General features: G+C 59.7%; 13 protein-coding genes and 1 pseudogene. 6 read left to right on the top strand and 8 right to left on the bottom strand.

The window, feature by feature from the left end:
• Nucleotides 1-118: 118 nt before the first annotated feature.
• Nucleotides 119-2,200 carry a putative bifunctional diguanylate cyclase/phosphodiesterase gene (locus EAH74_RS13140; RefSeq protein ID WP_140678971.1) on the top strand — a complete coding sequence of 694 codons (2,082 nt, stop codon included), beginning with the start codon at nucleotides 119-121 and terminating at the stop codon, nucleotides 2,198-2,200.
• Between the two features lie 93 nt (nucleotides 2,201-2,293).
• A complete protein-coding gene (locus EAH74_RS13135) occupies nucleotides 2,294-3,040 on the top strand; it encodes an SDR family oxidoreductase (protein ID WP_140678970.1) in 747 nt (248 codons plus the stop codon).
• 137 nt (nucleotides 3,041-3,177) lie between these two features.
• Here the strand turns inward: EAH74_RS13135 and mapR are convergent, their stop codons facing one another.
• From mapR to EAH74_RS13120, 3 genes are all read right to left on the bottom strand, one after another.
• On the bottom strand, nucleotides 3,178-4,587 hold the full coding sequence (gene mapR / locus EAH74_RS13130; protein ID WP_140678969.1) for a GntR family transcriptional regulator MpaR: 1,410 nt from the start codon (nucleotides 4,585-4,587) through the stop codon (nucleotides 3,178-3,180).
• Between the two features lie 320 nt (nucleotides 4,588-4,907).
• Nucleotides 4,908-6,353 (bottom strand): cytochrome c oxidase accessory protein CcoG, encoded by a 1,446-nt coding sequence (ccoG, locus tag EAH74_RS13125; RefSeq protein ID WP_140678968.1) that lies wholly within the window; start codon nucleotides 6,351-6,353, stop codon nucleotides 4,908-4,910.
• A gap of 195 nt (nucleotides 6,354-6,548) precedes the next feature.
• A complete protein-coding gene (locus EAH74_RS13120; RefSeq protein WP_140678967.1) occupies nucleotides 6,549-6,782 on the bottom strand; it encodes a DUF3203 family protein in 234 nt (77 codons plus the stop codon).
• Nucleotides 6,783-6,919: 137 nt separating this feature from the next.
• Here EAH74_RS13120 and EAH74_RS13115 point away from each other — a divergent pair, with 137 nt between their 5' ends.
• Nucleotides 6,920-7,426 (top strand): MgtC/SapB family protein, encoded by a 507-nt coding sequence (locus EAH74_RS13115; protein ID WP_140678965.1) that lies wholly within the window; start codon nucleotides 6,920-6,922, stop codon nucleotides 7,424-7,426.
• Here the strand turns inward: EAH74_RS13115 and EAH74_RS33080 are convergent.
• Nucleotides 7,416-7,580, bottom strand: coding sequence for a hypothetical protein (locus tag EAH74_RS33080; RefSeq protein ID WP_170206623.1), 165 nt, complete (start codon nucleotides 7,578-7,580; stop codon nucleotides 7,416-7,418). The genes EAH74_RS13115 and EAH74_RS33080 overlap by 11 nt on opposite strands.
• A 230-nt stretch (nucleotides 7,581-7,810) precedes the next feature.
• Here EAH74_RS33080 and EAH74_RS13110 point away from each other — a divergent pair, with 230 nt between their 5' ends.
• The 3 genes from EAH74_RS13110 (at nucleotide 7,811) to glgB (ending at nucleotide 15,559) form a co-directional block, all read left to right on the top strand.
• Nucleotides 7,811-9,805, top strand: a complete 1,995-nt coding sequence (locus tag EAH74_RS13110) for an alpha-1,4-glucan--maltose-1-phosphate maltosyltransferase (RefSeq protein ID WP_140678964.1) — start codon at nucleotides 7,811-7,813, stop codon at nucleotides 9,803-9,805.
• Between the two features lie 178 nt (nucleotides 9,806-9,983).
• The gene (treS, locus tag EAH74_RS13105) at nucleotides 9,984-13,325 is read left to right on the top strand and encodes a maltose alpha-D-glucosyltransferase (protein ID WP_140678963.1); all 3,342 of its coding nucleotides are present in this window, start codon (nucleotides 9,984-9,986) and stop codon (nucleotides 13,323-13,325) included.
• A 2-nt stretch (nucleotides 13,326-13,327) separates the two neighbouring features.
• Nucleotides 13,328-15,559, top strand: a complete 2,232-nt coding sequence (glgB, locus tag EAH74_RS13100) for a 1,4-alpha-glucan branching protein GlgB (RefSeq protein WP_140678962.1) — start codon at nucleotides 13,328-13,330, stop codon at nucleotides 15,557-15,559.
• Nucleotides 15,560-15,648: 89 nt separating this feature from the next.
• Here glgB and EAH74_RS13095 read toward each other — a convergent pair whose 3' ends face one another.
• The 4 genes and pseudogenes from EAH74_RS13095 to EAH74_RS13080 all read right to left on the bottom strand — a co-directional run bounded on the left by EAH74_RS13095 (nucleotide 15,649) and on the right by EAH74_RS13080 (nucleotide 18,848).
• Nucleotides 15,649-16,722 carry an autotransporter domain-containing protein gene (locus tag EAH74_RS13095; protein WP_140678961.1) on the bottom strand — a complete coding sequence of 358 codons (1,074 nt, stop codon included), beginning with the start codon at nucleotides 16,720-16,722 and terminating at the stop codon, nucleotides 15,649-15,651.
• 324 nt (nucleotides 16,723-17,046) lie between these two features.
• A pseudogene (locus EAH74_RS33330) lies at nucleotides 17,047-17,232 on the bottom strand (hypothetical protein); the annotation flags it as partial.
• A 49-nt stretch (nucleotides 17,233-17,281) separates the two neighbouring features.
• Nucleotides 17,282-17,650: a DUF6124 family protein gene (locus EAH74_RS13085; protein ID WP_140678960.1), complete on the bottom strand. Its 369-nt coding sequence runs from the start codon at nucleotides 17,648-17,650 to the stop codon at nucleotides 17,282-17,284.
• Nucleotides 17,651-18,047: 397 nt separating this feature from the next.
• Entirely contained in the window at nucleotides 18,048-18,848 is an 801-nt protein-coding gene (locus tag EAH74_RS13080; RefSeq protein ID WP_140678959.1) for an endonuclease/exonuclease/phosphatase family protein, read from the bottom strand.
• Nucleotides 18,849-18,864: the final 16 nt, after the last annotated feature.

Genomic DNA, 18,864 nt, shown 5'->3' with positions numbered 1-18,864 from the left:
CATCGGCTTGATGGCCATTTGCTTATTTTGTCAGTGCGTTCTTTTGCGCAATCAGTACAATCGCCCGATTTGCCCCCCGAGAATGGAAGCAGTACGGAGGGCGGTCACGAGAAGTCTCATGCTTATCGGTAGCTATTCCCCCACGCTGGTTATCATCTCGCTTTTTGTGGCGATTCTCGCCTCCTATACCGCGCTCGACCTGACCGAACGCATCTCCACGGCCAAGGGTCGGGCGGTGCATCTATGGACGGCGGGCGGCGCCTTTGCGATGGGGGTTGGCGTGTGGTCGATGCATTTCATCGGCATGCTCGCGTTCAAATTGCCCATCGACCTCGGTTACGACGTCGGTATCACATTGCTGTCACTGCTGATTGGCATCCTGTCCTGCGGCTTTGCCCTGTGGTTGGTCAGCCAGCCACAATTGCCAGCCTGGCAATTGGCATTCGGCGCGCTGGTCATGGGCGTCGGGATCAGCGCCATGCACTACACCGGCATGGCCGCCATGCGTATGCAGCCGGGTATCGATTACGATCCGACGCTGTTCGGCGCCTCGCTGCTGATCGCCGTAGTCGCCTCGGGCGCCGCGTTGTGGATCGCTTTCCGCCTGCGCCAGCACACGCCTTATGTCGGCCTGATCCGTGGCGGTGCGGCGGTGATCATGGGGTTCGCGATCGTCGGTATGCATTACACCGGCATGGCGGCGGCGCGTTTCCCGGATGGCAGCTTCTGTGGTGCGGCCGTCAGCGGCCTGAACGGCAAGGGCCTGGACAATCTGGTGCTGATCACCACCCTGGCCGTGTTGAGCCTTGCCTTGTTGACCTCGATCCTCGATGCGCGCCTTGAGGCCCGCACCGCAGGACTTGCCCACTCATTGACCGAGGCCAACCGCGAACTGACCCAACTGGCCCTGCATGACACCCTGACCGGCCTGCCGAATCGCGTGTTGCTGGCTGACCGCATCGATCAGGCGATGTCGATGGTGCAGGAGCAGGGCGGTTGTTTCGCGTTGATGTTCATCGATCTGGACGGTTTCAAACCCGTCAACGATGCCTTCGGTCACCACATGGGCGATCTGTTGTTGCGTGAGGTCGGCTTGCGCTTGCGCGAGGATTTGCGCAGCCAGGACACCCTGGCACGGATCGGCGGTGATGAGTTCGTATTGCTGGTGCAACTCGGCGAGCAGAATGACGCATTGAACCTGGCGGCCCGTCAGGTCGAGCTGATCGGGCGTTCGTTCCGAGTCAGCGAACATGACTTGCAGATTTCCGCCAGCGTCGGCATCGCTATATATCCGGGCAACGGTGAAACCGCCGAGGAATTGCTGATGAACGCTGACGCGGCGATGTACCACGCCAAGGGCGCCGGGAAAAACGGCTATAGCTTCTTCGATGCCTCGATGAACAGCAACGCGCGCAAACAGCTGCAGTTATTGCAGGACTTGCGTATCGCCATTGATCAGCAGCAATTCAGTCTCTATTACCAACCCAAGTTCGATGCCAACAATGGCCGACCGGTCGGTGCCGAGGCGTTGCTGCGCTGGGTGCATCCGACCCAGGGCATGCTGCTGCCGGACAAGTTCATCGAACTGGCGGAAAAGACCGGGCTGATCATTCCGATTGGCGAGTGGGTGCTCAACGAAGCCTGCCGTCAGATGCGCGAGTGGTACGTGCTCGGGTACACCGACTGGCGCATCGCGGTGAACCTTTCAGCCCTGCAGTTCTGCCACGCAGGCCTGGTCCAGAGCGTCGCCAAAGCCTTGGCCACTCACCATTTGCCGGCCAACAGCCTGACCCTCGAGATCACAGAAACCACCGCCATGAGCGATGCCGATGCGAGCATGACGGTGCTTCAGGAGCTGTCGACAATGGGAGTCGACCTGTCGATCGACGACTTTGGCACCGGCTATTCGAGCTTGATGTACCTCAAGCGCCTGCCGGCCAACGAACTGAAGATCGACCGGGGCTTTGTCCGCGATCTGGAGCGTGACAGCGATGATGCCGCCATCGTTTCCGCCATCGTCGCCCTCGGCCAGGCACTGGGGTTGCGGATCGTCGCCGAAGGGGTGGAAACCGACTCGCAGCAAGACTTCCTGACGCAACTCGGTTGTGATTCGCTTCAGGGTTATCTGCTCGGGCACCCGCTGCCCGCCGAACGCTTTATGGTGGATATTCTGCGTGCAGAGCAATTGGCGGTGAGTTGATAACAATGTGATTGATCTGAGCCCATGCAAAAGCCAGCGATGACGGTTATTCTTGGCCCCGACTGCTAACGCTTGGTATGGGGGAAGTTTCGCATGGACAAAGTCATCGTCATCACTGGCGGCAGCCGCGGTATCGGCGCTGCCACAGCCCTGTTGGCCGCCAAACAAGGCTATCGGATCTGCATCAACTACCTGGCCGATGAATCGGCTGCGCAAACGGTGCTGGAGCAAGTCCGGGCGCTGGGCGCGCAAGCCATCGCGGTGCGCGCTGACGTCAGCATCGAAGACGAAGTCATCGCCCTGTTCCACCGCGTGGACACTGAGCTGGGCCGGGTGACGGCGCTGGTGAACAACGCCGGCACCGTCGGGCATAAGTCCCGAGTCGATGAAATGTCCGAATTCCGTATTCTCAAAATCCTCAGAACCAACGTCCTGGCGCCGATTCTCTGCGCCAAACACGCGATCCTGCGCATGTCGCCCAAGCATGGCGGGCAGGGTGGCAGCATCGTTAACGTGTCCTCGGTGGCCTCACGCCTGGGCGCGCCCAGTGAATACGTCGACTACGCCGCCTCCAAAGGTGCGCTCGATACCTTCACCATCGGCCTGTCCAAAGAAGTGGCCGGCGAAGGCATCCGCGTCAACGCCGTGCGCCCCGGTTACATCTACACCGATTTCCATGCGTTGAGCGGTGACCCGGATCGGGTCAGCAAGCTGGAGTCGGGGATTCCGATGGCTCGGGGCGGGCGTCCGGAAGAAGTGGCTGAGGCGATTGTGTGGTTGCTGTCGGACAAGGCGTCTTACGCGACCGGGACGTTTGTCGACCTTGGTGGTGGGCGTTAACCCTTAGGATTTGTATCGCTGGATTTGGCTTCATCGTCGGAACGCCGCCCGGAGCAGGCTCGCTCCCACAGTTGATCGCATTCCCCTGTGGGAGCGAGCCTGCTCGCGAAGGCGGTAGACCAGACGCCATCAAACCCTCAGAACGACCGCACAATCCGCCCCAACGTCTCCATCGCCTTCTCGGCTGTCTCATCCCAGGGGCTGCCGTAATTCAGGCGGATACAATTCCTGAAGCGCTGGGTCGGTGAAAAAATCGGCCCGGGCGCAATGCTGATCCCTTGCGCCAACGCCATCTGAAACAACTTCAGTGAATCCATCTGCGGTGGCAGTTCCAGCCACAGGAAGTAGCCGCCGGCCGGTTGGCTGACGCGAGTCTGCGTCGGGAAGTAGCGCGCGATCGCGGCGAGCATGGCGCTTTGCTGTTCTTCAAGGGCGTAGCGCAGTTTTCGCAGGTGCCGGTCGTAGCCGCCGTGTTGCAGGTAATCGGCGATGGCCGCCTGGGCGGGCATCGACGCGCACAGCGACGTCATGAGTTTCAGCCGTTCGATCTTCTGCGCGTAGCGCCCGGCGGCGACCCAGCCGATGCGGTAGCCGGGGGCCAGGCTTTTGGCGAACGAACCGCAGTGCATCACCAGCCCTTCGGTATCAAAAGCCTTGGCCGGTTTCGGCGCCTGTTGGCCGTAATACAGTTCGGCGTAGACGTCGTCTTCGATCAGCGGCACCTGATGGCTGCGCAAGAGCTCTACCAGTTCCTGTTTCTTCGCCTCGGGCATTGTCGCGCCCATCGGGTTCTGGAAGCTGGTCATGCACCAGACAGCCTTGATCGGGTGCCGTGCCAGGGTTTGCGCGAGTACGCCAAGGTCGATGCCATCGCGCGGATGCACAGGGATTTCCACGGCTTTGAGCTTTAGCCGCTCCAGGATTTGCAGGCACGCGTAGAACGCCGGGGCTTCGATGGCCACCAGGTCGCCGGGCTCGGTGACGGCTTGCAGGCACAGGTTCAGCGCTTCCAGCGCGCCGTTGGTGATCAGCAGTTCTTCCATGGGCAGCATCAGCCCGCCGACCATGTAGCGCAGGGCGATTTGTCGACGCAGTTGCGGGTTGCCCGGCGACATGTCGGTGACGACCATGCGTGGGTCCATTTCGCGGGCGGCGCTGGCCAGGGAACGGGACAGGCGTTGCAGCGGGAACAGGGTCGGGCTGGGGAAGGCCGAGCCGAAGGGCACGGTGTTCGGGTCCTTGATCGAGTCGAGGACCGAGAACACCAGTTCGCTGACGTCGACTTCGGTGGACTCATTGACCTGACTGCTGATCACCGGCTCCGAGAACGGGCTCGGCGCGTGTGCGTTGACGAAGTAGCCGGAACGCGGGCGGGCGCGGATCAGGCCGCGACGTTCGAGCAGGTAGTAGGCCTGGAACACCGTGGACGGGCTGACCCCATAAGTCTGGCTGGCGTAGCGCACCGATGGCACACGCTGGCCGGGGCCGAGAACGCCGGAGCGGATCAGTTCAGCGATGTCGTCGGCGAATTTTTCGTAGCGTTTCATCGGGGGGGGCCTTGTCGCCAGGTTGTTGTGTGGTGTGTCAGGGAAATCGACCCCTCACCCTAACCCTCCCGAAACGTCGGACCGCCCCAGAGGGGCGAGGGGACTGACCGAGGTGTCCAGCGAATTACGGCGACCTGAAACACCAAGTCGACTATGGATTCAAAGCAGATTTTTCAGGTCGCCGTACCTTGAATATCCCCCAATCAGTCCCCTCGCCCCTCTGGGGCGGTCCGACGTTTCGGGAGGGTTAGGGTGAGGGGTGGCTTCCAGATCATGCACAAAACTCAATCCCGCCTCTGACCGCTCGCCATCTTAAAGGCTCAACGATTCATCGGCGCAACAAACCGGCTCTTCGCCACGCTATAAATCTCAGGCTCATCACTGTCGACAATTTTGAAACTGATCGCTTGCGAACTGCTGCTCGGCCGTTCAGTGGTCATCGCCACCGACACCGGCACATCCACAATCTCGCCCGGTGCCAGGCTCAGTCCGGTCTTGCCTTGCAACTGGAAGCCATCGCCATCGACCAGGGTCAGACGGTAATCCTGGCGTTGCTGGGTCTTGTTGATGACTTTCAGGCTGTAGATGTTTTCGATCTGCCCCTGACTGTTCTCGCGGAACAGGCCACGGTCCTTGCTCACGTCCAGCGACACCATCGGCCGCTCCACCAGCGCCAGGGCAAGCGCACCGATCATCACCAGCAGGACCGCGGTGTAGCCGATCAATCGAGGCCGCAGCAGATGAGTCTTGCCACCCTGCAATTGATGCTCGGAGGTGTAGCTGATCAGCCCGCGGGCGTAGCCCATTTTGTCCATGATCGAATCACAGGCGTCGATACACGCGGCGCAGCCGATGCATTCCATCTGCAAGCCGTCGCGGATGTCGATGCCGGTCGGGCAGACCTGCACGCACACCTGGCAGTCGATGCAATCACCGAGGCCGACTTCTGCCGGGGCCACATCACGTTTGCGCGGGCCACGGTTTTCGCCACGGGCAACGTCGTAGGAGATGGTCAGGGTGTCTTTGTCGAACATCACGCTCTGGAACCGCGCATACGGACACATGTGCATGCACACCGCTTCACGCAGCCAGCCGGCGTTGATGTATGTCGCGCCGGTAAAGAACAGCACCCAGAACAGGCTGACGCCGCCCATCTGCAACGTCAGCAGTTCTTCGGCCAGCGGCCGGATCGGGGTGAAATAGCCGACAAAGGTCAGGCCGGTCAACAGGCTGATGGACAGCCACAAGGTGTGCTTGGCCGAGCGGCGGACCAGTTTGTTCAGGCCCCAGGGCGCGGCTTGCAGCTTGATCCGCTGGTTGCGTTCACCTTCGGTGATCTTCTCGCACCACATGAAGATCCAGGTCCAGGAGCTCTGTGGGCAGGTGTAGCCGCACCAGACCCTGCCAGCGAACACGGTGATCGCAAACAGGCCGAACGCGGCAATGATCAGCAGCGCCGACAGCAGGATGAAATCCTGCGGCCAGAAGGTCGCGCCGAAGATGTGGAATTTGCTTTCGGAAAGGTCCCAGAGCACGGCTTGGCGGCCGCCCCAGTTCAACCACACCGTGCCGAAGAACAGCAAAAACAGAAACCCTGCGCCGCTCAGGCGCAAGGTGCGGAATAAACCGGTGAAGCTGCGGGTGTGGATCAGGTTGTCGCTGGATTTGGCCTTCATCTTTGGACGCGAAGGCTCATAGCTCTGCACGGAAGGGTTCTGTACTAAAGGGGCGGTTTCTACGGTTCGGACGGGGATTCTATCGCTCATGGTCTTTCGCTCATCAGCCTCCATCAGGCCTGAGCACTATGAGCGGCGATCTGTTTGCATAACAGACTCACCTATTGCAATAAAAAGCGGATCAGATGGACTTTGATCCGCTGCCTGCGACAAGTTGATGCACCCGCTACAGCGGGTCGCAGACACCTATATCAAGCGTCTGCGTGGGTTATTGATCCGGGTCAGTCAAATCACCGAATCACTGTCGGTGGCCTTCAAATGCTTACGCCCGTCGACTGCGCCTGCTACGGTCAATGCGTCGGCTTCTGCTTCGGTAATGTAGAAGCGCTGGTCATTGAGCTCCACCGCCGACATGGATTTTTCCGAGTCGGTAATGATGGTGACGTCGGGACACAAACGAATTTCTTCGCCGTTCTCGGTAATGAAGAAGCAGGTCTGGTTTGCGATGCGCACAGTCATGGAGGTGTCCTTTTTTCTGCGGGTTCTAAAGTGTTAGGGCACAGCCGAGGATCATCGTTCTGTGCAACCGATTAATGGTCGACGCGGTCCATCCTCAATAAAGCCACTTTCCATTCAGTCATCACAAGGACAACACCATGAACGCCTGGTGGCATGAGGTTTGGGTGACCCTGCAAGCGGAGTTCGCCGACATTGGCGACGCTTCACAACTGACGCGCATTACCGTGCGTTTGCTGATGGCTGCGGTGTTGGGCGGGATTCTCGGCTTTGAACGCGAGCACAAGGGCAAGGCCGCCGGGGTTCGCACCCACATGCTGGTGGCGCTCGGTGCCGCGTTGTTTGTGCTGGTGCCGCAAATGTCCGGCTCGCAAGCCGATGCGATGAGCCGGGTGGTGCAGGGTGTGATCGCGGGGATCGGCTTTCTTGGCGCAGGGACTATTCTGAAAAACAACGAGGGCGACGAGGGACACGTCAAAGGCCTGACCACCGCCGCCGGGTTGTGGATGACCGCCGCCATCGGCGTCTCGGCCGGGTTGGGGCGAGAGGCGACGGCGGTGTTCAGTACGTTTTTGGCGCTGGCGATATTCAGTGTCATGCCGAAGATCGTGCGATTGCTGGAGAAGGATCACACTCCTACGGTGTAGCGGTCACCGGCGGCATCGTCTCTGGCGGGTCTTCACGCGGTGGCGGGGTGGTACCGGGTGGGTCTTGCTCAGGCACAGGTGCAGGCTCGGTCGGCGGAATGGCCGGGCTGTCGATGTTTGGATCAGGTGTTTCGGCAGGGATCGGAATGCTCATGAATTTAGCCTCCAGTGGCACATGGCGTAAGTCGTGCTTAAGTGTGTTGACCACAGTGCAAAGGAATTGATTCCTGCGAAGGCCCAGGCAATTGCTCGTGAACTTTTACCGGCGCCTGTCGCTCGGAACCTAAGTGAGTTCATTCCGGGGCGGACGATCCTGCGGGATGGCTATCCAGTTACAAGCCACAGACACAAGAGCGTCCATGGGGCGTAAAGGAGAGATGCTCGATGACTGCTGAAAAACCGACAGAGCTGAACTACAACCCTCATATGCCGCTGTCGCAGGCCTTATTGCTACCGCGCATCGCCATCGAAAACACCATGCCGACCCTCGACGGCGGGCAGTTCGCCGTCAAAGCCGTGGTGGGCCAGGACGTGGTGGTGACCAGCAAAGTGTTTGCCGACGGTCACGACAAGTTGGCCGTGCGAGTGCGCTGGCACGCCGAGGGTGAGGAAACCTGGCAAAGCGAAGTCATGACTGAACTGGGCAATAACGGTTGGCAAGGCCAGTTCCGGGTCGCGCGCCAGGGCCGTTATGTGTTTTGCATCGAAGCCTGGATCGATCAGTTCGCCAGCTTCTGTTATGAGCTGGAGAAAAAACACGCCGCCAGGGTGCCGATCAGCCTGGAGTTGCAGGAGGGGCGAACGCTGGTCCAGCAAGCCGCCGAACGCACCGAAGGGCAGCTGAGTGAACAACTGGCGGCACTGCACCATGAATTGTCGGGTCTGCTCGAAATCGAACAGGTCCAGCTGTTTCTGCACCCGCGTAGCGCCGAGCTGATGACGCAGGCCGATCATCGTGCCTATTTGAGCATCAGCCCTGAGTACCCGCTCGACGTCGAACGGGACCTGGCACAGTTCGCCAGTTGGTATGAATTGTTTCCGCGTTCGATCACAGACGATCCGGCCCGTCATGGCACCTTCAACGATGTGCATTCGCGGCTGCCGATGATCCAGGACATGGGCTTCGATGTGCTGTACTTCCCGCCGATCCACCCGATCGGCCGCAGTTACCGCAAAGGCCCGAACAACTCCCTGACCGCCGGGCCGGACGATCCGGGCAGTCCGTATGCCATTGGCAGCGAAGAGGGTGGGCATGAAGCCATTCATTCGGAGCTGGGCACGCGCGAAGACTTCCGTCGACTTGTCGCGGCGGCCGCAGACCATGGGCTGGAAATCGCCCTCGACTTCGCGATTCAGTGTTCCCAGGATCACCCGTGGCTGCAACAGCATCCGGGCTGGTTCAACTGGCGGCCGGACGGCACGATCAAATACGCCGAGAACCCGCCGAAGAAGTACCAGGACATCGTCAACGTCGATTTCTATGCCACCGATGCGATTCCGAGTCTGTGGGTCGAGTTGCGCGACATCGTGGTGGGGTGGGTCGAGGAGGGCGTGAAGCTGTTTCGCGTCGACAACCCCCACACCAAACCGCTGCCGTTCTGGCAATGGCTGATCGCTGATGTGCGGGCGCTGTACCCCGAGGTGATCTTCCTCGCCGAAGCCTTTACCACCCCGGCGATGATGGCGCGGTTGGGCAAAGTCGGTTACTCCCAGAGCTACACCTACTTCACCTGGCGCAACAACAAGTCCGAGCTGGCCACCTATTTCACCGAGCTCAATGAGTCTCCGTGGCGCGAATGCTTCCGGCCTAACTTCTTCGTCAACACACCGGACATCAACCCGGCGTTTTTGCATGAGTCGGGGCGCGCCGGTTTTCTGATCCGCGCGGCGCTGGCCACCATGGGCTCCGGCCTGTGGGGCATGTATTCAGGCTTCGAATTGTGCGAAGCGGCACCGGTGCCGGGCAAGGAGGAGTACCTCAATTCCGAGAAGTATGAAATCCGCCCACGGGACTTCAACGCGCCGGGCAACATCATTGCCGAAATCGCCCAGCTCAACCGCATCCGCCGGCAGAACCCGGCACTGCAGACGCATCTGGGCCTGAAGGTCTACAACGCCTGGAACGACAACATTCTGTATTTCGGCAAACGCAGCGAGGATGGCAGCAATTTCATTCTGGTGGCCGTCAGCCTTGATCCGCATAACGTCCAGGAAGCGAATTTCGAATTGCCGCTGTGGGAAATGGGCTTGCCCGACGACGCCAGCACCCAGGGCGAGGACTTGATGAGCGGTCATCGCTGGACCTGGCACGGCAAGTACCAATTCATGCGGATCGACCCGGCGCATCAACCGTTCGGGATCTGGCGGATCACCGTCTAAACGCAAAAACCTGTGGGAGCGACGGTGCGACGATTCGACCTGCTCGCGAAGAGGCCGGCACATCAAACATCGATGTCGCCTGACACGCCGCCTTCGTCGGAACGCCGCCCGGAGCTGGCTCGCTCCCGCAGGCAGGTGATCAGCTCAGCAGATTTTTCGAATTCAACAGGAGTTTCAAATGGCGAAGAAACCCAAGGCAGCCACCTTTATCAAGGACCCGCTCTGGTACAAGGATGCGGTTATCTACCAGGTTCACGTTAAGTCTTTTTTCGACTCCAACAATGACGGGATCGGCGACTTTCCCGGTCTTATCGCCAAACTCGATTACATTGCCGATCTGGGCGTCAACACCATTTGGCTGTTGCCGTTCTATCCCTCGCCACGGCGCGATGACGGCTACGACATTGCCGAATACCGTGGGGTGCATTCCGACTACGGCACCATGGCCGACGCCAAGCGGTTCATCTCGGAAGCCCACAAACGTGGCCTGCGGGTGATTACCGAACTGGTCATCAACCACACCTCGGACCAGCACGCCTGGTTTCAACGTGCGCGTAAGGCCAAGAAAGGTTCGGCGGCACGGGATTTCTACGTCTGGTCCGATGACGATCAAAAGTACGACGGCACCCGCATCATCTTTCTCGACACCGAAAAGTCCAACTGGACCTGGGACCCGGTGGCCGGCCAGTACTTCTGGCATCGCTTCTATTCTCACCAGCCAGACCTGAATTTCGATAACCCGCAAGTCATGAAAGCCGTGCTCTCGGTGATGCGCTACTGGCTGGACATGGGCATCGACGGTCTGCGTCTGGACGCGATTCCGTACCTGATCGAACGCGACGGCACCAACAACGAAAACCTGCCCGAGACCCACGATGTCCTCAAGCAGATCCGTGCCGAAATCGACGCCAATTACCCGGACCGCATGCTGCTGGCTGAGGCCAACCAATGGCCGGAAGACACGCAACTGTACTTCGGTGACACCGACAAAAAGGGTCTGAACGGCGACGAATGCCACATGGCGTTCCACTTCCCGCTGATGCCGCGCATGTACATGGCGCTGGCCCAGGAAGACCGTTTCCCGATCACCGACATCCTGCGTCAGACCCCGGAAATCCCGGCCAACTGTCAGTGGGCGATTTTCCTGCGCAACCACGATGAGCTGACCCTGGAAATGGTCACCGACAAGGAGCGCGATTACCTGTGGAATTACTACGCGGCTGACCGTCGGGCGCGGATCAACCTTGGCATTCGCCGCCGCCTGGCGCCGTTGATGGAGCGCGACCGTCGTCGTGTGGAGTTGCTGAACAGTTTGCTGCTGTCGATGCCCGGTACGCCGACCCTGTATTACGGCGATGAAATCGGCATGGGTGACAACATCTACCTCGGCGACCGTGACGGCGTGCGCACGCCCATGCAGTGGTCGATTGACCGTAACGGCGGTTTCTCCCGCGCCGACCCGGCCAGCCTGGTGCTGCCTCCGATCATGGACCCGCAATACGGTTACCTGTCGGTTAACGTTGAAACTCAGGCCGGCGACCCGCATTCGTTGCTGAACTGGACCCGGCGCATGCTCGCCGTGCGCAAGCAGTCCAAGGCCTTCGGTCGCGGCACACTGAAAATGCTCTCGCCGAGCAACCGGCGGATTCTGGCCTACACCCGGGAATTCACCGGGCCGGATGGCAAGTACGAAATCATTCTGTGCGTGGCCAACGTATCGCGCAGTGCGCAAGCGGCGGAGCTGGATTTATCCGCTTATGCCGGCATGGTGCCGGTGGAAATGCTTGGCGGTAACGCCTTCCCGCCGATCGGCCAGTTGAATTTCCTTCTGACCCTGGCGCCTTACGGCTTCTACTGGTTCGGCCTGGCAGCAGAAAACCAGATGCCAAGCTGGCACGTGGAGCCGGCGCAAAGCCTGCCGGACTTCACCACGCTGGTGCTGAAGAAACGTATGGAAGAACTGCTCGAAGCACCGTCCCGCGGCACGCTGGAGCAGGGCATCTTGCCGAGCTGGCTGCAGAATCGCCGCTGGTTTGCCGGCAAGGACGCGGCCATCGAACAGGTCAACATCGCTTACGGCGTGCGCTTCGGCGATCCACAACATCCGGTGCTGTTGAGTGAAATCGACGTCACCAGTGGCGGCCAGACCAGCCGCTATCAGTTGCCGTTCGGTTTTATCTCCGAAGATCAGGTGGGTGCCGCGCTGCCTCAGCAACTGGCCTTGTCTCGAGTCCGGCGCGTGCGTCAGGTCGGTTTGATCACCGACGCCTTCAGCCTCGAAACCTTTGTGCATGCGGTTTTGCAGGGCATACAAAGCAATATCGTATTGCCATCCAGCGCGGGCGAGATCCATTTCGAGCCGACGACGGAACTGGCGAGTCTCGGCCTGAGCGGGGAATCGGAAGTGCGTTACCTGTCCGCCGAACAGTCCAACAGTTCGGTGGTGATCGGCAACAGCCTGGTGCTGAAACTGATCCGCAAGGTCGCGTCTGGCGTGCACCCGGAGCTGGAAATGAGCGCGTTCCTGACTCATGCCGGTTTCCGCAATATTTCGCCGTTGTTGGGTTCGGTGGTTCGCCGCGATCCGGCGGGTGAGGAAAATCTGCTGATGATTGCCCAAGGCTACTTGAGCAATCAGGGTGACGCCTGGGAATGGACCCAGAACAACCTCGAACGGGCGCTGCGCGACGAACTGGCCGACGCCATGTCCGAGCAGGAGCAACACTACAACGCCTTGGGCGAACTGAGAGACTTCGCCGGCATGCTCGGTCAGCGTCTCGGAGAAATGCATCAGCTGCTGGCGGCGCCCAGCGACAACCCGGACTTCACCCCGCAGGTCACTACCCAGAAAGATGCTCTGGCCTGTGCCAAGGACGTGGCGGGGCAACTGGAGCACGCGCTGAAGTTGCTCAAACAGCATCAAAGCGAATTGAACCCGGCAGACAAAGCCTTGGTCACTCGTTTACTGGACAACAAAAAAGCCATCCTCAGCCATGTTCAGGAGCTGGGCAAAAAAGCCGTTGGTGGTCTGCGCATTCGCGTCCACGGCGACTTGCACCTGGGCCAGGTGCTGGTGATCAAGGGCGACGCCTACTTGATCGACTTCGAAGGCGAGCCGGCGCGGCCGCTGCATGAGCGACGGGGCAAACACAGCCCGTACAAAGATGTCAGTGGCGTATTGCGCTCCTTTGACTACGCTGCGGCGATGGCGATCAATGTGCACAACGTCGACAACACCGCCGATGCCCAAGCCGCTCGTCAACGTGTCGCTGATCGCTATTTAAATGAAGCAAGACAAGCATTTGTCGACGCTTATCGGCTGGCGGCAGCTAGTCTTGCTCATGCATGGCAAGATCCGGAAGGCGAGGACGCCGCATTGGCGTTGTTCGGCCTGGAGAAGGCAGCGTATGAAGTGGCCTATGAGGCAGAAAATCGCCCCACATGGTTGTCCGTGCCGTTGCACGGTTTGTATGGGTTATTGAGTGGGCTTAAACCCTTTTCCGATCTTGGTGGAGAGTAGTCATGAGTTTCTCGAACAAGGAACAGGGTCACGCTAAAGAAGCGTTGCTGCCCAGATCGCGGGACATCGACGCGCTGGTACGCGCCGAACATCACGACCCCTTTGCAATTCTCGGCCCCCACGGCGATGGTGCCGGCGGGCAATTCATTCGGGCCTATTTGCCGGACGCCTTGAGCGTGCAGGTACTGGCCAAGGACTCCGGGGAAGAACTCGGCAACCTTGAGGCCACCCAGACACCGGGGCTGTTCATCGGCCATTTCGATCGGGCGCAGCCGTATCTGCTGCGAACCCGGTGGGCCGGCGGCGAACAAATTGCCGAGGACCCTTACAGCTTTGGCCCGTTGCTCGGTGAGATGGACTTGTACCTGTTCGCCGAAGGCAATCACCGCGATCTCAGCGCTTGCCTGGGCGCGCAGCTGAAAACGGTCGACGGTGTCGATGGCGTGCGGTTCGCCGTGTGGGCACCGAACGCCAAAAGGGTGTCGGTGGTGGGGGACTTCAACAACTGGGACGGTCGCCGGCACCCGATGCGCCTGCGTCATCCGACCGGCGTTTGGGAAATTTTCGTCCCGCGCATGCAAGCGGGGGAAACGTACAAATACGAAATCCTCGGTACCCACGGCATTCTGCCGCTCAAGGCCGACCCGATGGCGCTGGCCACCTCGCTGCCGCCGGACACCGCGTCAAAAGTCGCTTCGCCGCTGAACATCGATTGGCAGGATCAGGAGTGGATGCAATCCCGGGGCGACCGTCATCGGGTGAGTGCGCCGCTGTCGATCTACGAATTGCATGCCGGGTCCTGGCAATGTGAGCTGGATGATTTGGGCGAAGTTGCGCGCCTGTACACCTGGCATGAGTTGGCCGAGCGGCTGATTCCTTACGTGAAGGAACTGGGTTTTACCCACATCGAGCTGATGCCGATCATGGAACACCCGTTCGGTGGTTCCTGGGGCTATCAGTTGCTGTCGCAGTTCGCCCCGAGCGCCCGCTACGGTACGCCGGATGATTTCGCCGCGTTCATCAATGCCTGCCATCAGGCCGACATCGGCGTGATCCTCGACTGGGTGCCAGCGCATTTTCCGACCGATACCCACGGCCTGGCGCAATTCGACGGCACTGCGCTGTACGAATACGGCAACCCGCAGGAAGGTTTCCATCAGGACTGGGACACGCTGATCTACAACCTGGGTCGCACTGAAGTGCACGGTTACATGCTGGCCTCGGCGTTGCACTGGCTCAAACATTTCCACGTTGACGGTCTGCGGGTCGATGCCGTGGCTTCGATGCTGTATCGCGATTACTCGCGCAAGGCCGGCGAATGGGTGCCAAACCGTCACGGCGGTCGGGAAAACCTCGAAGCCATCGACTTCCTGCGCCATCTCAATGACGTGGTCGACCTCGAAGCCCCTGGCGCGCTGGTGATTGCCGAAGAATCCACCGCATGGCCGGGTGTCAGCCAGGGCACGCAACAGGGCGGACTGGGTTTCGACTACAAGTGGAACATGGGCTGGATGCACGATTCGCTGCACTACATCCAGCAGGACCCGGTGTACCGCGCCCATCACCACAACGAACTGAGTTTCGGCCTGGTATATGCCTGGTCCGAGCGTTTTATCCTGCCGATCTCCCACGACGAAGTGGTACACGGCAAGCACTCGCTGATCGACAAGATGCCCGGCGACCGCTGGCAGAAATTTGCCAACCTGCGCGCCTACCTCAGTTTCATGTGGGCGCATCCGGGCAAGAAACTGTTGTTCATGGGCTGCGAGTTTGGTCAGTGGCGTGAGTGGAACCACGATCAGCAACTCGACTGGTACTTGCTGCAGTACTCGGAACACAAAGGTGTGCAGAAGCTCGTCGGCGATCTTAATCGGCTGTATCGCGAAGAACCGGCGCTGCATGATCAGGACGACGCGCCGCAAGGCTTCCAGTGGTTGATCGGTGATGACGCCATCAACAGCGTTTATGCCTTCATGCGCTGGAGCAGGGAGGGGCGGCCGGTGTTGGTGGTGGCTAACTTCACGCCGGTGCCGCGTGAGGGTTATCGCATCGGCGTACCGTTTGCCGGGCGTTGGACCGAGGTGATCAACAGCGATGCTGCCACTTACGCCGGTTCGAACTATGGCAACAGCGGCGGGGCGTTTACCGAGGATGAGCCGAGCCATGGCCAGGCACTCTCGTTGGTATTGAATCTGCCGCCGCTGGCGGTGTTGATGCTGCGTCCGGAGGGTTGATCCGAAAAGATCGCAGCCTGCGGCAGCTCCTACATTGGGTCGGTGTACCTCCTGTAGGAGCTGGCGGAGCCTGCGATCTTTTGATCTTTCTACCAACGCATCCGCACACCCAAACTCCCAATCAACCCGTTCAAATCATTGTCATCCACACTACTGCTGTAGTCGGCGCTGACGTAGAGACTCACGGCAGGTGTCACTCTGGCCACCAAGCCCAAACCCACTTCGACGGTCGATGAATAGCGGCTGCTGCTGATCTTCTCGACCTGATCGAGGTTCACGGTATCGCTGGTGTAGACCGTGTGCCACAAGTTGGTTCGCACGTAGGGTTCGACCCCCATTCCGTTGATGTCGTAATTACCTTTCAACCGTGCACCGACCCGGCCGCTCCAGGACGTCAGATCGCTGGACGAAGCATTGCCAGACCCGGCATACGGGGTGTCCAGGGTAATGCGTTGATTGATCAACTGCGCCTGGGGTTCAACTACCCAGTTATCGCTCAGACCAATGGGGAAACCACCTTCCACCGACAGCGTCACCGCGCTGCCCTCGGTTGCCTGTCGGGCGCCCTGGTCATTGCGGGTATAACCGTTGACCCGGCCGCCGCTGGCCGTCAAATCCACGTGCCAGCCTTGGGGCCCGGTCAGGCTCCAGTAGGCACCGAGGCTCTGGCCTTCGAGGTTGAGGGTGTCGTGGCTGGGGTCAGCAAGGGCGGGACCGGTCAGCAGCCCGTTGCTGTCGCCTTGTAACTGAGTGATGCCGCCAACCAGTCCGACCCGCTGGGTATGACCGCTACCGCTTTGCAGAGTCAGGATCGCCGGACCTTTGAATTCGCTACTGCCAGGGATAGCAAATCCCTGAGCCAGAACATCGGTTTGCGCCTGCCGCGAGGCCTGTCCATACATCTGATCCCAGGTCGAAGGCGCAGCGTCCTCGATGGTCAGGTGCGAACTTCGTGTATCGGAGGCGGTGCTGAAGCGGCCGGGGTAGGGGGCGGTGATCGTGACGGCGGGTAAGGTCATGACCGGAACATCCTGACGGTACCAAGGCGTGGTTTCATTCTCTGCCGGCCCTGCCAGTACTTCCATGGACGAGCACAGAAGAAGTGAGCTCGAGACAGTGCAAAAAGTAACTTTGATCTCTTGTTGGGTGAATGAAGTTTTCATGGCGGTCTGCCTTGCAATCGCATGCGGTATTTCGCTCTGGCGTCTCTCTCCTACCCGAATGAGGGGCGACCGAATGTAGTGGGGCAAGCCTTTGGCCGCCCGATTTTGCGGGTGTCTTGGGGTTTGCCCCTGGTGTATTTCCGGGGGTAGTAACGTGTAGCTAAGAAGACCCTTGACATCGCGTCAAGAAAATGGCCGATAAGTGGTATGTGTATTTTAGGACTCGCAAGTGACTGATTTACGCCGCACATCTAAGTTCTTGTTTGTTCGAAAAATCGTCAAGAAATCCGCATTCCAGAGCGTTTTTGATAGTGGGCTACCGGTCTACCAACTCACCCTGACACCGACATTTGCAGCCGTCGCGCGCAGCTGATTGCTGTCGATATTGCTGGTGTAGTCGACTCCGCCATACAAAGGTTCCAGTGGTCGTCCACTGACTTGGTAGCGGTCTTTGAGTCGAGCGCCGAGGCGACCGGTCCAGGCACCGTGGGAGTCGAATGAGACCTTTGAATGCTTCTAAATAGTGAGGGCGCAAGCGCCCTCGCTACCTGCCTGGCGACTACCCAGGCTTGTGGTTATCCAAAACCCGATTGACCGCTAACTCACCCAACATGATCATCCGTTGCAGTACCAGCATCGTTTGCCGTCGCGGGCCGTCCGTTACGTCGGCGAGATCGTTGACCATGGCGCTGGCTGATGCCAACGATTCGCAGGCCTCGACGAGCAACGTTTCGTCATCCACCGCTGCGTCGATGGTGAAAATGGTGCTGGGTTTGCGGGGCGGTATCTGCGTTTTCGACGCCCCGGGGTTGAGGTAGAAGCTGAGCGCGCGGTCGGCCGCCTCTCTCATTTTCTTGGGGTCAAGATCAATAAAGGCGTCGTAGGGTACTGGACCCGTGTGCGGGGGATTCGGCGTTACTTTGAACATAGATCTGATTTCCAGAGTTAGGGCCGCTACCGCTCTCGACTAAAAGAGGGTGGCGGCTGTACGCAGGTTAGTCGACCGGTGGAATCAGCAAGCCCGGCGCGCCCAAGGGCGCCCTGCGCACAACCACCATCAAGTACAGGCATAGAACGACCTGACTGAATGGAGCTTATGCACCTTACCGATAACCACCGGGCGACTAAACCCGACCACTGATGAGCAGTGGCAGGTAAACGATAGAGGCCGGGGTCAAAGCGCACAAGCCAGCGGATTCTGGCGCACGCGTAGGTAACGACGCAAGGCGTTGTAGCCGTTAGGACGTAACACCGAGTGTCTTTAAACGCGTCCGCTAAACGCATGAAAGCGGCCGGCACAGTAGTCTATGAAACTAATGAGCGTTTCAAAGATGCACTTCCACCGCCAACGGCAAGTGATCCGACAAATGCGTCCAGGGTCTGTGCCCCAGTATCCGCGGCTCATGACTGCTGGCATTGCGCAGATAGATCCGGTCGAGGCGCAGCAGCGGAAAGCGTGCCGGATACGTTTTCGCCGGGCGACCGTGGTGGCGCTCGAAGGCTTCATGCAGGTAGTCGCGCCGGGCGAGGGCGGTGTTGCCTTGCAACTGCCAGTCGTTGAAGTCGCCGGCGATAATCACCGGCGCGTCGTCGGGTAACGATTCGAGCAGTTGGCAGAGTAGCTGGAGCTGTAGTTGGCGATGGCTTTCCAGCAGACTCAAGTGAACGCAGATCGCATGCACTTCAGTGTGCCCCGGCACATCCAGTACGCAATGCAGCAGGCCGCGGCGTTCGGGGCCGGTGATCGAGACGTCGAGGTTGCGGTGTTCGCGGATCGGGTATTTCGATAACAGGGCATTGCCGTGGTGACCGTTGGGGTAGACCGCGTTACGACCGTAGGCGAAGTCGCTCCACATGCTGTCGGCCAGGAACTCGTATTGTGAGGTTTGCGGCCAATCGTAGTAGCGAGTGGAATGGCGGTCGTGTTCTCCGACGACTTCCTGCAGGAACACCAGGTCCGCCGACGTACTGCGTACCGCTTCACGCAGTTCCGGGAGAATGAAACGTCGGTTGAGTGCGGTAAAACCCTTGTGGGTGTTGACCGTCAGCACTCTCAATCGATGAATCGCCAGGGGCGTGTTCAATGGAGAGGATTCGACGGCCTGCCACTTGGAATCACTGGTCACGTTCACTCCTCTGAAT

Origin of the sequence: Pseudomonas mandelii (genome assembly GCF_006438925.1) — a bacterium.
Classification (GTDB): Bacteria; Pseudomonadota; Gammaproteobacteria; order Pseudomonadales; family Pseudomonadaceae; genus Aquipseudomonas; species Aquipseudomonas mandelii_C.
Note: the sequence above shows the minus strand (reverse complement) of the source record. Positions and strands in the feature narration are given on the sequence as shown.

Coding starts and splice junctions, on each gene's coding strand:
- EAH74_RS13140 (WP_140678971.1), top strand. CDS start 119: ATGCTTATCGGTAGCTATTCCCCCACGCTGGTTATCATCTCGCTTTTT.
- EAH74_RS13135 (WP_140678970.1), top strand. CDS start 2,294: ATGGACAAAGTCATCGTCATCACTGGCGGCAGCCGCGGTATCGGCGCT.
- mapR (WP_140678969.1), bottom strand. CDS start 4,587: ATGAAACGCTACGAAAAATTCGCCGACGACATCGCTGAACTGATCCGC.
- ccoG (WP_140678968.1), bottom strand. CDS start 6,353: ATGAGCGATAGAATCCCCGTCCGAACCGTAGAAACCGCCCCTTTAGTA.
- EAH74_RS13120 (WP_140678967.1), bottom strand. CDS start 6,782: ATGACTGTGCGCATCGCAAACCAGACCTGCTTCTTCATTACCGAGAAC.
- EAH74_RS13115 (WP_140678965.1), top strand. CDS start 6,920: ATGAACGCCTGGTGGCATGAGGTTTGGGTGACCCTGCAAGCGGAGTTC.
- EAH74_RS33080 (WP_170206623.1), bottom strand. CDS start 7,580: ATGAGCATTCCGATCCCTGCCGAAACACCTGATCCAAACATCGACAGC.
- EAH74_RS13110 (WP_140678964.1), top strand. CDS start 7,811: ATGACTGCTGAAAAACCGACAGAGCTGAACTACAACCCTCATATGCCG.
- treS (WP_140678963.1), top strand. CDS start 9,984: ATGGCGAAGAAACCCAAGGCAGCCACCTTTATCAAGGACCCGCTCTGG.
- glgB (WP_140678962.1), top strand. CDS start 13,328: ATGAGTTTCTCGAACAAGGAACAGGGTCACGCTAAAGAAGCGTTGCTG.
- EAH74_RS13095 (WP_140678961.1), bottom strand. CDS start 16,722: ATGAAAACTTCATTCACCCAACAAGAGATCAAAGTTACTTTTTGCACT.
- EAH74_RS13085 (WP_140678960.1), bottom strand. CDS start 17,650: ATGTTCAAAGTAACGCCGAATCCCCCGCACACGGGTCCAGTACCCTAC.